This is a genomic window from Pluralibacter gergoviae ATCC 33028 = NBRC 105706 (genome assembly GCF_001598855.1).
GTDB classification, from domain to species: domain Bacteria; phylum Pseudomonadota; class Gammaproteobacteria; order Enterobacterales; family Enterobacteriaceae; genus Pluralibacter; species Pluralibacter gergoviae.
The window spans coordinates 116,841-130,238 of record NZ_BCZS01000013.1 but is presented as its reverse complement, the minus strand read 5'-3'; the positions used below and the strand labels follow the sequence as shown (position 1 = coordinate 130,238).

At 60.3% G+C, this 13,398-nt stretch carries 11 protein-coding genes; 5 read left to right on the top strand and 6 right to left on the bottom strand.

The genetic code is table 11. The features are described from left to right. Positions 1 to 138 precede the first annotated feature (138 nt). Positions 139 to 549 carry a hydroxyisourate hydrolase gene (gene uraH, locus ENGE1_RS14590; protein ID WP_048254101.1) on the top strand — a complete coding sequence of 137 codons (411 nt, stop codon included), beginning with the start codon at positions 139 to 141 and terminating at the stop codon, positions 547 to 549. Here uraH and bglF read toward each other — a convergent pair. The 5 genes from bglF to ENGE1_RS14565 form a co-directional block, all read right to left on the bottom strand. Then, a complete protein-coding gene (bglF, locus tag ENGE1_RS14585; RefSeq protein ID WP_048254100.1) occupies positions 529 to 2,427 on the bottom strand; it encodes a PTS beta-glucoside transporter subunit IIABC in 1,899 nt (632 codons plus the stop codon). The genes uraH and bglF overlap by 21 nt on opposite strands. A 138-nt stretch (positions 2,428 to 2,565) precedes the next feature. After that, complete coding sequence (licT, locus tag ENGE1_RS14580) at positions 2,566 to 3,399, bottom strand: BglG family transcription antiterminator LicT (RefSeq protein ID WP_048254099.1); 834 nt, start codon at positions 3,397 to 3,399, stop codon at positions 2,566 to 2,568. A gap of 181 nt (positions 3,400 to 3,580) precedes the next feature. Then, entirely contained in the window at positions 3,581 to 4,897 is a 1,317-nt protein-coding gene (locus tag ENGE1_RS14575) for a carbohydrate porin (protein WP_225823435.1), read from the bottom strand. Positions 4,898 to 5,340: 443 nt separating this feature from the next. After that, a complete protein-coding gene (locus ENGE1_RS14570) occupies positions 5,341 to 6,606 on the bottom strand; it encodes a DUF2254 domain-containing protein (RefSeq protein WP_048254098.1) in 1,266 nt (421 codons plus the stop codon). A gap of 59 nt (positions 6,607 to 6,665) precedes the next feature. Continuing rightward, positions 6,666 to 8,663 (bottom strand): BCCT family transporter, encoded by a 1,998-nt coding sequence (locus tag ENGE1_RS14565; protein WP_043082150.1) that lies wholly within the window; start codon positions 8,661 to 8,663, stop codon positions 6,666 to 6,668. A gap of 137 nt (positions 8,664 to 8,800) precedes the next feature. Here ENGE1_RS14565 and ENGE1_RS14560 point away from each other — a divergent pair, with 137 nt between their 5' ends. The 4 genes from ENGE1_RS14560 (at position 8,801) to ENGE1_RS14545 (ending at position 12,334) form a co-directional block, all read left to right on the top strand. Next, the gene (locus ENGE1_RS14560) at positions 8,801 to 9,883 is read left to right on the top strand and encodes an NAD(P)H-dependent flavin oxidoreductase (protein WP_048254118.1); all 1,083 of its coding nucleotides are present in this window, start codon (positions 8,801 to 8,803) and stop codon (positions 9,881 to 9,883) included. A 178-nt stretch (positions 9,884 to 10,061) separates the two neighbouring features. Beyond that, entirely contained in the window at positions 10,062 to 10,631 is a 570-nt protein-coding gene (hxlB, locus tag ENGE1_RS14555; RefSeq protein WP_086499150.1) for a 6-phospho-3-hexuloisomerase, read from the top strand. Positions 10,632 to 10,634: 3 nt separating this feature from the next. Then, a complete protein-coding gene (gene hxlA, locus ENGE1_RS14550) occupies positions 10,635 to 11,273 on the top strand; it encodes a 3-hexulose-6-phosphate synthase (protein ID WP_048254097.1) in 639 nt (212 codons plus the stop codon). Between the two features lie 68 nt (positions 11,274 to 11,341). Next, positions 11,342 to 12,334 (top strand): GlxA family transcriptional regulator, encoded by a 993-nt coding sequence (locus ENGE1_RS14545; RefSeq protein ID WP_048254096.1) that lies wholly within the window; start codon positions 11,342 to 11,344, stop codon positions 12,332 to 12,334. On the opposite strand, the gene ENGE1_RS14540 is transcribed toward ENGE1_RS14545, so the two are convergent. Next, a complete protein-coding gene (locus ENGE1_RS14540) occupies positions 12,331 to 13,218 on the bottom strand; it encodes a LysR substrate-binding domain-containing protein (protein ID WP_048254117.1) in 888 nt (295 codons plus the stop codon). The two genes, ENGE1_RS14545 and ENGE1_RS14540, sit on opposite strands and share 4 nt — an antisense overlap. Positions 13,219 to 13,398 lie beyond the last annotated feature (180 nt).

The window sequence follows — 13,398 nt, the reverse complement described above, 5'->3', positions numbered from 1 at the left end:
GGTATCGCTCTATGTTCATAACTTCACGAACCCGGTGAGGCTAAGCCGCTGAACCCTAAAAGTTATCACGAAAAATTTACGATTTCGGCGGCGGGAAAGTGCTACGTTTTCAGGGTCACTTACCGATGGGAATAGAACATGAAAAAATATGCTGTCCTGATGCTTCTCCCGGCCCTGATGGCCGCCCCTGCCGTCCTTGCCGCCCCTCAGGGGACGCTGAGCGTGCATATCCTCAACCAGCAAACCGGCTTGCCCTCGCCGGGCGTGACGGTCACGCTTGAACAGCAGCAGCAGAGCGGCTGGACAACGCTTGCCAGCGGCAAAACCGACGACGATGGCCGCATTAAGTCGCTCTATCCGCAGGATAAAGATATGACGCCGGGCGTCTATCGGGTCACCTTCAAAACCGGGGACTATTTCCACCAGCAGAAAGCGAAGACCTTCTTCCCGGAGGTGCCGGTGCTGTTCAGCGTCTCCCGCACCAACGAGAAGCTGCATATTCCGCTGCTGCTGAGTCAGTACGGATATTCAACCTACCGGGGCAGCTAACGTCGCCGCCTCCGCCTTCGGGCGTTCGCTGAGGCTAAGCAGCGGCTTACCGGCCGCCGCCGCGCCTGCCGCCTCGGTGATGATTTCGCCGTAGTTCTCGCTGTTGGTGATGATGATCGGCGTCGTCAGATCGTAACCGGCGTTGAGAATGGCCTGCCTGTCGAAGGTCAGCAGCAGATCGCCGGGGGCTATCCTGTCGCCCGGCTGGACGTGGGCGGTGAAAGGTTTGCCATCAAGCTTGACGGTATCAATGCCGACGTGGATCAGCAGCTCGATGCCGCTGTCGCTCAGCAGCCCGATAGCGTGTCTGGTTTGGAACAGCGAAGAGACCGTGCCCGCAAACGGCGCGTAAACGCTATTTTCAGCGGGAATAATCGCCACGCCCTGCCCGAGTAGTCCGCTGGCAAAGGTGGTGTCCGGCACCTGCTCAAGCGGCAGCACGCTGCCGGTCATCGGCGACAGCACATCATCTTCGCCGACGTCGAGTCCGGCCGGGGCCGGCTCGCTGCCGGCAGCCGGCAGGCCCGCGACCAGGGTCAGGACGAAGCCCAGGATCAGACCGACGCCGGCGCCGACGATCCCGCCCCACAGCGTAGCGTCAACGCCGCCCGGCGGGATCATCTGCGCAAAAGTGAATATATTGGCAAAGCCCGCCGAATAAACGTGGGTATCGCTTAAGCCGACAATCGCCCCGCCGACGGCGCCGCCGGCGCAGCCAAAAATAAACGGGCGGCGCAGCGGCAGGTTAACCCCGTAGACCGCAGGCTCGGTGATGCCGAAAATGCCCGCCGTAGCCGCCGAGCCCGCCAGCGCTTTCTGCCGCAGATCGCGGCTGCGCAGGAAGATGGCAAAAGCGGCGCCGACCTGGCCCATCACCGCCGGGAGCAGCATCGGCAGCATCGAGTCGTGGCCGAGGACCGCCAGGTTATTGAACATCAGCGGCACCAGCCCCCAGTGCAGACCAAAAATGACGCACACCTGCCAGAGCGCGCCCATCGCCGCGCCGGCCAGCCACGGAGCGAGGGCATAAATCCACTGGTAGCCGTGCGCCAGCTGCTGGCTAAGCCAGGTGGCCACCGGGCCGATGACCAGGAAGGTCAGCGGCACGATCGCGGCGAGACAAATCAGCGGCGCGAAGAAGTTTTTCATCGACGCCGGCAGCAGGCGCGCGCTCTTCTTCTCCAACCAGCAGCAGGCCCAGGCGGCAAGAATAATCGGGATCACCGAGGCGCTGTAGTTGAACCAGATAACCGGCACGCCGAGAAAGGTCTGCGCCGCCGCGCCGGCCTGCTGGCTGGCGCTGAAGGCCTCAAGCATCATCGGATGCACCAGCGCGCCGCCGATGACCATGGTAATAAACGGATTGCCGCCAAACTTAACCCCGGCGGTATAACCGAGCACCAGCGGTAAGAAGTAAAACAGCGCGTCGCTTGCCGCAAACCAGATTTTATAGGTACCGCCGTCGGGGCTCAGCCAGCCGCAGACCAGCGCCAGGGCCAGCAGCCCCTTAAGGATACCGGAGGCGGCGAGGACGCCGATGAAAGGGGTGAAAATGGCCGACACGATGTCGATAAGCTGGCCGAGAAGCGAGGTTTTGTCGCCTTTGTCAGCGGCCGCCGGGGCGCCGTCGCCGAGGCCCGCTTCGCTTCTTACCGCCTGCCAAACGTCGTGAACGTGATTGCCAATCACCACCTGAAACTGGCCGCCGCTCTCCACGACCATAATAACGCCCGGATTCTTCTTCAGCCCTTCGGCATCCGCTTTTTGATTCTCTTTGAGCTTAAAGCGAAGGCGGGTTGCGCAGTGAACCAGACTGACAATATTCTCTTTGCCGCCGACGTGGCCGAGAATATCTTTTGCCAATGCTTGATATTCCATCTCGATTTCCTTACGCAGGAGCGGTAATAGCCGCCCCGGCTGACTGAGTATAAAAATAAAAAAACCCGAGAACGGCGATGTTTAAATCGCCGCGCTCAGGTTTTGCCTGCGACCGCAGTAACAATCCAGAGTTTTAGATTAACGTGCTTCTTTTCTGACTCGCTCTATATGAATGGCGAGAAACATAATCTCTTCGGTGGTTAAATCCCGCTGATAGCTTTTATGCAAATGCCGGGCTATTTTTTCGGCACACAGCCAGGCCTTGCCATAATTATCCCTGACGGCGCTATGCAGCCCGGCGTCATCATCGGGCACCACGGTGCGGGTCAGCATACGCTGGGCGAAGAATTTCAGGTGCGTCACAAAGCGCTGATAGCTGAGGGACTCCTCGTCGTACTCCAGCCGCAGCTGGTACTTCACCAGTTGCAGGATCTCCTGCATCACCCGGGTCACGTGCATCACCTCGGGCATTTCGCTGTTCAGCTGGGCGGTCACCAGATGCAGGGCGATAAACCCCGCTTCATCTTCGGGCAGGTCAACGTCGAGCCGTTTAGCGATGATGGCCAGCGCCTCCTGGCCCAGCGCGAACTCCTTCGGATAGAGGCGGCGGGTTTCCCACAGCAGCACATTTTTGATCGCCAGCCCTTTCTTTTGCCGTTCAATGGCAAACCAGCAGTGATCGGTCAACGTGATGTAGAGGCTCTCCTGCAGCCTGCCGAGGCGCTGCGCCGCCAGCTCAATGATGCGGTCGCAGGTGGTCATCACCTCCAGCGGGATCTGGCTTAGCAGCTCGCCGAGCCGCTGCACCAGCACGTCGCTTTGCAGCGCGAACACTTTTTCCACTTTGTCGGACTCAAGCACATCGCCGACGCGCTTTTGAAAAGCAAGTCCGCGCCCCATGACCACCTGCTCACGGCCGCTTTCATCCTCAACCACCACCACATTATTATTGAGAACCTTGGCGATTTTCATCGGTACCCCAGAAACAAAAAAACCTGACCTCCGGCGAGTGCCGGAAAATCAGGTTTTGCCTGCCGCAGCAGTAACAATCCAATCCTGGCACTCTATCAGTTTCATCACCGGCCTCAATGCGTCGCAGAATAAAACGTGACGCCGATCGATAATGATTTTGTTTTACCACCTCAACAGGCTATCAGAAAGAGACCACCGTTTTGAGTTCGGTAACCCACGCGTCCTGGGTGCGGGAGATCCCGCCCGGATGGTGCCAGTACTGGAGCCCCGGCTGCAGCTCCAGCCACTTCACCGGCCGGAAGCGGTAGTAGAATTCGCCGTTAATCGAGTGGCCCGGCACCGGCGCATAGCCCGGATTGCTGTAGTCGGTAATACCGCTAAGGCCGTTGAGCGCGCGCTGGTTGCGCGAGTAGTGGTTACTCATATCAATGTAGGTCAGACCGAAGCCAATCCAGTCTTCCGGACGGGCGTCAAACAGGCCCCGGTAGCGCAGGGTAGCCGCATATTCGGAGTGAATATAGTTACTGCGCTGATCGGAGAGGCTCATGCTGAACGACGTGCTCAGCCCGCGCAGCGGATCGTCCTTATGGCGGGTTATCTGCTGGTTAAAGCCGGTATACATAAACCAGGTGCGGTTGTGCTCCTTATAGCCGTCCGGATCGTTAGCCCCGGCGCCGCCGGATCTGCCGCTGTAAAGGTCAGTCTGCGGCGCGTTGGTGAACAGCAGGCCGAAGTTATAAATCCCCGGCAGGCCGTTAATCATCGGCTTCGCTTCGACCTCCATCGGCAGCAGGAAGCCTTTACTGCCCCGCGTTGACCAGCTCCAGGCGTGGTTGCGAGTCGCAGCTTTCGGGTTCTGCTCCATGATGCCGCCCTTAAGGGTGACCACCGGCGTGAGCTTATATTCCCACACCGAGCCCCAGGTATGGATCTGCCAGTTGTTCCAGGTCAGCGAGTTGGCCGATTTACCGCCGCACTGAGAGAGCAGCTGGAAATCGCAGGGAATGATCTGGTCGAAGGTCTGCACTTTGTTCATCAAACCGACCCGCCAGGTCAGGCGGCGATCGTCGAAGCTGCGGGCAAAGGTCAGCCAGCCGAGGCGCGTTACCGAGCCGCCGCCCCAGCTCTCCTGGGAAAGATCGTTGAAGTTAACCCTCGGGTCCTGCAGGCGCCGGGTGGTGAGGTCATCGTCATGGTTGCGGTTAACGATATTACCCTCAATGCGCGCATCCGGGATCCCGGTCCACATCTCGAGGTCCTGATTAAAGGTCAGCGAAAACTGGTCAATATAGGCCACGTGCGAGTCGTGGTTATAGCCGCCGCCGCCGTTCCAGGAAATCTCGTGCAAATAACCCAGGTTGTAGGTGAATCCGTTATCGTTAAGAATTTTGCGAATGCCGAGCATTTCCCCCAGAACAGGATCCGGCGGCGGCGTAAAACCCAGAACGGTATTATTCCACTCCGCCTCCTGCGCCAGGGTCAGAGGAGAGGCAGACATTAAGGAAAACAGGCACAGCGCAGTACAGATATTTTTATTTTTCATCATAGTAAAACCTGTGTTTGAGTATTTCAGGCAAAGAGAAGCCGCGGCAATTGTTATTACCTGTATTTATTCGATAGCATGCTGTCGCGAAAATAATCAGCCGCGCGGGAGTGTATTTTCACGAGAATGAAATACGTCTAAAGAAGTGCCACATAAACGACGGGCAAAAAAAAACCTAAGTCCTCCACGGCGAACGATGCCGTGGAGGACTTAGGTTTTGCCTGTCAGACAGTAGCAATCCTGTATATCAACCCGGGGAAACATACCACTATTTTTCCCGGTTGCAAACGGGCTCTGGCGGCTAAATGTAGATTTGTGATGAATATAACAAAAGCATTAAATCTCCGCACAATTAACATAGAGAATAAAGGGGAATTGTCGCCCCGGTATTTACGTCTTTAATCGCCAGCGCGGGGAAATAATGAATGATGCAAGTTGAGAATACGCCGTCTATCTGCGGCCACGTAGCCGGCCCGCTCAATATATTGCAGGGCCTCTGCGGCATGCTGGCGCGCGGTTTCGCCATACCTTTCCGGCCAGCCGTCAGCCAGCAGAGCCAGCGCCTTGAGGACTTTTATCTCCACCTCCCTCATTGCCGCCCCGTCGCGGGCAATGGGGGAGAAAAAGTCATCGAACAGCGCGTCGGCGGCGAGCGGCGCAATGTGGATATTCGGATGCTGGACGGCGTTTTTTTCCGGCTGCAGCTGCGCAAATGTTGAGAGTACCCGGACCCCACGACCGATGACGTCAATGGCGGTACCCGGATCGTTAACCGCCGGGGAGAGCGCGCGGCTGGCGATCTCGGCCATCACGCACAGGCAGAAGCGGGGATCCTGGTTGAAAGAGCGCACCTCGCCGATGCTCAGCGTATCGGACAGCCGGGAGAGCAGATCGCGCTCTTCGCCATCGGTCACAAACATCACCGGTCTGGTCGGATGGACGAAAGTGCCGGGCTGCGCGACAAGATAGACGTGGAGCGCAGTGCCCTTAAGCAGGGACGCCAGCTTATCAATATCCACATGTTCAACATATCCCGTGCTCTGGAGATAGAGCGGAACCGTACCGGCGGGCTGTTTATCGCTCTCAAGCCAGGGATAACCGCCGAGGCACGGCGCCTGCGCGCGCGCCGTAAGCGCCTCGCAGGCGGCCTGCTCAACGCGCGCCGTCGTCTCCCCCACCCGCCCCAGCGACGTTAAGTGCTGGATCCAGCGCAGCAGGGTAATCAGGATGAGCGCGATGACCACCAGGGTCACCGCAAACAGGATCACCCTCCCCCGGTCGCCGTAGGCCCCCATACTCAGCGCGATGATGCCCACCAGGCTGAAGAGAAATGAACCAATAAAAGTCGCCAGCACGTTCTGGGTCGTGGCATCCTCAACCACCAGCCGGGTAGCGCGCGGCGTCACGTTGGTGGTTGCCGAGCCGTAGGCCGCCACCATGATGTTCAGCGAAAAGGTGGTGACCGCCAGCATACTGGACGCCAGAATATTGAGGATGCTGTCGACCGCATCCGCGCCGACCCTGACGGAAAAGGCGGGCGGAATGGCCGATTTGAACACGATGGAGAGCAGCGCGGTGATCGCCGCCGCAATGGCAAACAGCGTCGCCCGGAACCAGATTTTCCGACAGGTTTGTGCCAGAACCCACTGCCAGCGTGACGCCATGTTCGCCTCTTATTGTGATGCTCAGTCAATCACCGCCCCGGCGGGCGGTGCGTTATCCGTCAGCGGACCAGATGCAGGAAGTGCAGGTGCTTCTCATACTGATCGAGAATGTCGTTGATCAACTGCTCCTGGTTCCAGCTCATGACGTCATAGTTCTGGCCGCCCTCTTTAAGATAGACCTCAGCCCGATAATATTTGTGCTGCTCCGACTGCTGATCGTCGTTATCCATGCCCGCCAGCGCAAAGGTGGGTGAACTGTAGCCGCGCAGCCTGACCTCATAGATGAAATTCAGCTCGTTGCCTAAATCGACCTCAATACCGATGCGATCGTCAGCCGAGTCATTAATGTGGCTGACCGTTCCCTGCTTATTCAGCTCCTCCTGCACCAGCACCATGGCGGGCTGGATCACCTCATCCATGAAGCGTTTGACCAGCGAGCGCTTGGGCAGATAGGCAATGTTGCGCAGGCGGCGCTGCCACGGAATAGGGTTGCGCGCCGCCGTCGGCGCAATGGTCGCCATACTGAGGCTTTCGCGCTTGGTTAAGTCGCGCCGCAGCGCCTTGAGCAACCCGTAAATCGCGATCAGCAGGATCACCGAAAACGGCAGCGCGCTGGCGATGGTCACCGTCTGCAGCGCGCTCAGGCCGCCGGCAATCAGCAGCGCGATAGCCACCACGCCCATCAGCGCGGCCCAGAAGATCCGCTGCCAGACCGGCGTATTGCTGGAGCCGCCGGACGCCAGGGTATCCACCACCATCGCCCCAGAGTCGGCGGAGGTGACGAAGAACACGATGACCATCGCCATCGCAATAAACGAGAGCACGCTGGAGAACGGGAAGTGTTCAAGGAAATTAAACAGCGCCAGGGCGGTATCCTGCTGCACCGTCGCAGCAAGGTCGGTCGCACCCTTCGTGGCGATAAGATCGATGGCGCTGTTGCCGAAAACGGTCATCCACAGCAGCGTGAAGCCCGCCGGAACGAACAGCACGCCGGTGACAAATTCGCGGATGGTTCGTCCGCGCGATACGCGGGCGATAAACATGCCGACAAACGGGGACCACGACAGCCACCAGCCCCAGTAGAGCAGGGTCCAGCCCCCCAGCCAGTTGCTGGACTTCGGCTCGTAGGCGTAGAGGTTAAAAGTCTTGCTCACCAGCTCAGAGAGGTAGCCGCCGGTATTCTCGACAAAAGATTTCAGCAGCAGAACGGTGGGGCCGAGGATCAGGATCAGGGCCAGCAGCAGCACCGCCAGCCCGAGGTTCAGCTCGGAGAGGATGCGGATCCCTTTATCGAGGCCGGAGACCACGGAAATGGTCGCCAGGGCGGTAATGACCACAATCAGGATCACCTGTACGGTTTCATTAACCGGCACGCCGAACAGGTGGTTAAGCCCGGCGTTAACCTGCAGCACGCCGTAGCCCAGCGACGTCGCCACGCCAAACACCGTGCCGATGACGGCAAAAATATCCACCGCGTGGCCTATCGGTCCGTGAATGCGTTCACCGATGATCGGATAGAGCGCCGAGCGCAGGGTCAGCGGCAGGCCGTGGCGGTAGCTAAAAAAGGCGAGGATCAGCGCCACGATGGCGTAGATAGCCCAGGCGTGCAGCCCCCAGTGGAAGAAGGTCAGGCGCATCGCCTGCTTGGCCGCCTCCACGGTTTCCGGCGTCCCCACCGGCGGCGACAGGTAGTGCATCACCGGCTCCGCCACGCCGAAGAACATCAGGCCAATGCCCATCCCGGCGGAAAAGAGCATCGCAAACCATGAGTGGTAGCTGAAGTCCGGCTGGGCGTGATCGGGCCCGAGTTTGATATCGCCGTAGCGCGACAGACCGAGGAAGGTCACGCTCAGCAGGATGAGGGCAACGGCAAGTATGTAAAACCAGCTGGCGTTGGTGAAGATTTGCTGCTGCAGGACTTTAAGCCTGCTGTCCGCCTGCTCGGGGAACATGGCGGCAAAAGCGACAAGAAGGAATATTAACAAAGCGGATGTGAAAAAAACCGCTTTGTTAATCTGGCTTACCGGCTTCTTTGCTGCGGTACTGTTCTCACTCATGTTATCAATTCCATTTTTGTGATTAGCGCCAAATAGAGATATATCCTGAGTGTTAAAGCATGGCAAAAAATGTTACATCCTGCAATGTTGTATCATTTGTGCCCACCACCGCGGCGCCCTCAACCGACGAGAATCCCATGTCTGACCGACTTAGCCAGTACCTTGCTATTGATATTCCGCTGATCCAGGCCCCGATGGCCGGGGTCTCCACGCCGGAGCTGGCCGCCGCCGTCAGCAACGCCGGAGCGCTGGGCTCTCTGGGGCTGGGCGCCAGCAGCGTTGCCCGCGCGCAGGAGGCCATCCGCCGCACCCGGGCGCTGACCGACCGCCCTTTCAACGTCAATCTGTTCTGCCACGCGCCGCCCGCCAGGGACGCCGCCGCCGAAGCGGCCTGGGTTGAGGTCCTGCGCCCGCAGTTTGCCCGTTTTCACGCCGAACCGCCCGCCCGGCTCGCGGAGATCTACGCCAGCTTCCGCGGCCACCGGGAAATGCTGGAGATGCTGCTCGCGGAGCGCCCGGCGGTGGTCAGCTTCCACTTCGGCCTGCCCGACGCGCAGACCATTGCCAGCCTGCACGACAGGGGCATTATGCTTGCCGCTACCGCCACCTGCCTCGACGAGGCGCGGCAGATCCGGGCGGCGGGCATTGATATGGTCATCGCCCAGGGCATTGAGGCGGGCGGCCACAGGGGCACGTTCGATCTGAACGACGTGGACTACCAGAGCAGCACGCTGGCGCTGGTGCAGCTGCTCAGGCCCCATCTTGATATTCCGCTCATCGCCGCCGGGGGCATTATGGACGGAGCGGGTATTCATGCCGCCATGACGCTCGGCGCCGACGGCGTCCAGCTGGGCACCGCCTTCCTGCTCTGCCCGGAATCCGCCGCCGACGAGGGCTACCGCCGGGCGCTCTCCGCCCCCGGCGAGCGCCGGACCTGGCTGACCGCCGCCATCTCCGGCCGCCCCGCCCGCTGCGTGGATAACGCCTTTTGCGCGCTGGGCCGCCGCGCCGATCCGCGCGCCATCGCCCCCTATCCGCTGGCCTACGACGCGGGTAAAGCGCTGGCAACCGCCGCCAGAGCGCAGGGTGAGGAGGGCTACGGCGCCCACTGGGCCGGACAGGGCGTCAACCTGCTTCGGGAAATGCCGGCGGCGGCGCTCATCGCCGCCCTGCGCGAAGAGTACCGCCGCGCGGCGGGCCAGCGGAGCGACCGCCCCTGATCGCGCCGGGTCCGCCTGAGGGCGGGCCCGACGCCCGATAAATCCTTAACGTTATGCCGACATCCGCGTAAATCGGACAACCCGCCTCCCTATTCAGACAGACCCCGCCGCCGCTATTTTTCCGCTATTTCGCCTCTGTTACCCTGCCGTTATTCATTTAACGCACGGGATTTATGCCATGGAAAAAACTATTCCAATGCCGTCGGTTGTTTTTCAGAAAATATTTACCGAGCTGTCCACGCTATTTTCCGAAATAGATGAAGCGAGCCTCGCGCCGTTTATTCAGGCGCTGCAACGCGGCAGGCGCCTTTTTTTCTACGGCGCCGGGCGCAGCGGCCTGGCGGTGAAAATGGCCGCCATGCGCTTTATGCACCTCGGCCTGGAGGCGCACGCCGTGGGGGACGTCACCTGCCCCGCCATCGGCGAAGGCGACGTCCTGCTGGTGGCCTCCGGCTCCGGCAGAACGCCGGGGATCCTCAGCGCCGCGCAGCAGGCGCAGGCCGTCGGCGCGGCCGTGCTGGCGATCGTCGCCGATGCCCGCAGCCCGCTCGCAGACTACGCCCAGCAGCAGATCGTGCTGCACGCTGCGGTCAAAGATGCGCATCAGCGCACCGTTTCCGTTCAGTACGCCGGCTCGCTGTTTGAGCAGGCCACCGTTCTTCTTCTCGACGCGCTTTTCCATCTGCTGTGGAAGATGAGCGCTCAGCCCGCGGAAGTGCTGTGGGCCCGCCACGCTAATATGGAGTAAATAATGAAACTACAAGTTGCACTCGACCTGCTGTCCACCGACGCCGCCGTTAACTTATTAAATGATATCGCCCCCTATGTCGATATTATTGAAGTGGGCACCCCGCTGATAAAAATAGAGGGGCTGTCGGTATTGCGTGAAATTAAATCCCGCTGGCCGGATAAATTTTTATTTGCCGACCTGAAAACCATGGACGCCGGCGCGCTGGAGGCCGAACTGGCCTTAAACGCTGGGGCCGATGCCGTTTCCGTGCTGGCGGTTGCCGCCGATGGAACCATCGCAGGGGCAGTAAATGCTGCAAATAAGCTGGGGAAATCGGTGGTCGTCGATCTGATCGGCGTCCCGCCGACGCACCGGCTGGCGCGCATCGACGAGCTGCGGAAGCTCGGCGTCGGAACCGTTGAGCTGCACGCCGGACTGGACGAGCAGGCCCAGGAGGGTTACTCCCTGCCGGCGCTTCTTGCTACTATCGCAGGAACTGACGTGAAATTCGCCGTTGCCGGCGGCATCACCCTCGATACGGTCGATATCGTCGCCGCAGCAGGTGCCGAAACAGCGGTCGTCGGGGGCGGGATCTATAATGCTGCCAACCCGGCAGCTACCGCGAAATCGCTGAAAGAGAAGCTCCTGCAGCTCGCCTGATTGCGCTGATGAAAAGGTCCATCAGCGCGCCGGTGGACCTTTTCTTTTGGCTCTAATGAGGGACAGCTTTGGCAACATCACTGATATCAATCGTCCTCTATCCTGGCTTCAAGCTGCTTGAGGCCACCGGTCCGCTCAGCGTCTTCAACTACGCCAACGCCCGGCTCGCCGCGGCGGGCAAAGCGCCGGGCTATGACGTCGCCTTTGCCGCGTCCGCGCCGGGGCCGGTGATGTCAGATAATCATATCAGCCTGCTGGCAACGGTCCCCCTCGCCTCGCCCGATCTGCTTAACGGGCGGGTTATTCTGCTCGGTTCGCCGGATATCGAGAACGCCGTGGTCGAAAACGGCGAGATCGTTGCCTGGCTGAAAAACAGCGGCCTGCGGGTCAGGGAGCTTGTCGCCCTCTGCTCCGGCTCCTTCTTTCTGGCGGAGGCAGGGCTGCTCAACGGCCTGCGGGCCACTACCCACTGGCGGGTCTCCGATAAGCTGCAGCAGCGCTATCCTGCCGTTAACGTTGACAGCAACGCCATCTTTATCAGGCAGGGCAAAATCTGGACCTCCGCCGGGGTCACCGCGTCAATCGATCTGGCGCTCTCTATCGTCGAGGATGACTTTGGCCGCGAGGTGGCGCTGGACGTGGCCCGGGAACTGGTGGTCTATCTCAAGCGCCAGGGCGGGCAGTCGCAGTTCAGCGCCCTGCTGCAGAGCCAGAATGAGGAGCACTCCCTGGCGGCAAGGCTGCGCGGGCGGGTGCTGGACTCCCCGCAGGAGAGCATCAGCATTCACCGGCTGGCCGCCGCCTTCGCCATGAGCGAGCGCAATTTCATGCGCACGCTGAAAAAGCAGACCGGGCTGTCGCCGACGCAGTTTATTGAGAATGTCCGCCTGGAGCTGGCCCGCCAGTATCTGGAAACCTCGGCGCACGGCCTGAAGCAGGTCGCCTTTGCGGCGGGGTTCAGCTCGCAGGAGCACATGCGCCGCACCTTCAAAAAGCGGATTGGGGTATCGCCTTCCGATTACCGCCAGCGCTTCAGCAGCACCGGCCAGGCGGGCCGCTAGCAGAACAGTTCCCGGGCGTCCTGCACAAATCTTAGCAGCGGCGTACCGGCGGCCCGACGCGGCCAGCACATCTGCAGCGTGGTGGTAGCCTGCGGATCGTCAAGCAGGCAGTAGCCGATATCCGCAAGCATGGCGGAGAGCTGCGTCTCCGGCACCAGGGTCACGCCCATGCCCATCGATACCAGCCCCATCGCCGAAGAGACATCGCGGGTAAAGCGAATATCGCGCGGAACGAATCCGGCCCGCTCGCAGGCCGTCAGCGCCGACCAGCCTAGCCCGACGCCGGGCGGATCTTTTTGGATCAAAAACGGCTCATTGGCCAGCGCCTTCAGCGAAATGCGCCGCCCGGCGAGCGCCGGGTGACTGCGGGGCAGCACCGCCACCAGCGGGCGCGTGGTGGCATTGAGCGAGTGCAGTTCATCGTAGTGCGGGATCGGCGCGCGAAGAATACCGATATCCAGCCCGTCGCCGAGCAGCAGCGTAATCTGTTCGTTAACGCAATGTTCTTCGATGGTGATATCCACCTGCGGATTTTTCTTTCTGTAATGATTAATTAACATCGTGATGCCGGGATCGAGAATCGACGATCCGACATAGCCTATGCGGATGCGCCCCCTGTACCCTCTGCGCAGTCCCTGCGCGCAGCTTTGCAGCTGCTTGAGCGCGCAAAGAACGGCGCGCACCTCCTGCGTCAGGCGCTCGCCTTCGTAGGTCAGGGTGACGCTGCGCCGGTCGCGGGCAAACAGCGCCAGCCCCAGGGATTGCTCCAGCGCTTTGATGTGCAGACTCAGGGCGGGCTGCGCAATGTTAAGGCGCCGGGCCGCACGCCCAAAGTGCAGCTCCTCCGCCAGCGTAAGAAATGATTGTAGCTGTTTAATGTCCACGATCCGTCCTTTGACCATAGCGTATCTGATAATAATTCATTATTAATCTTAGGGTATTTATTATTGGACTCCAACCGCCTCACTCCAGAAACTAGAGAGCAATCAAGATGTTGAATTTGCGGCCAGCACCCGGGGCCGTGCGTCAATGTTATGCCCGGCGCCGCCCTTTCGCGTCGGCCA

Bases quoted from the DNA above. Each gene is read 5' to 3' on its own strand.
- ENGE1_RS14570 (WP_048254098.1), bottom strand. From the start codon at position 6,606: ATGGCGTCACGCTGGCAGTGGGTTCTGGCACAAACCTGTCGGAAAATC.
- hxlB (WP_086499150.1), top strand. From the start codon at position 10,062: ATGGAAAAAACTATTCCAATGCCGTCGGTTGTTTTTCAGAAAATATTT.
- hxlA (WP_048254097.1), top strand. From the start codon at position 10,635: ATGAAACTACAAGTTGCACTCGACCTGCTGTCCACCGACGCCGCCGTT.
- bglF (WP_048254100.1), bottom strand. From the start codon at position 2,427: ATGGAATATCAAGCATTGGCAAAAGATATTCTCGGCCACGTCGGCGGC.
- ENGE1_RS14575 (WP_225823435.1), bottom strand. From the start codon at position 4,897: ATGTCTGCCTCTCCTCTGACCCTGGCGCAGGAGGCGGAGTGGAATAAT.
- licT (WP_048254099.1), bottom strand. From the start codon at position 3,399: ATGAAAATCGCCAAGGTTCTCAATAATAATGTGGTGGTGGTTGAGGAT.
- ENGE1_RS14560 (WP_048254118.1), top strand. From the start codon at position 8,801: ATGTCTGACCGACTTAGCCAGTACCTTGCTATTGATATTCCGCTGATC.
- uraH (WP_048254101.1), top strand. From the start codon at position 139: ATGAAAAAATATGCTGTCCTGATGCTTCTCCCGGCCCTGATGGCCGCC.
- ENGE1_RS14565 (WP_043082150.1), bottom strand. From the start codon at position 8,663: ATGAGTGAGAACAGTACCGCAGCAAAGAAGCCGGTAAGCCAGATTAAC.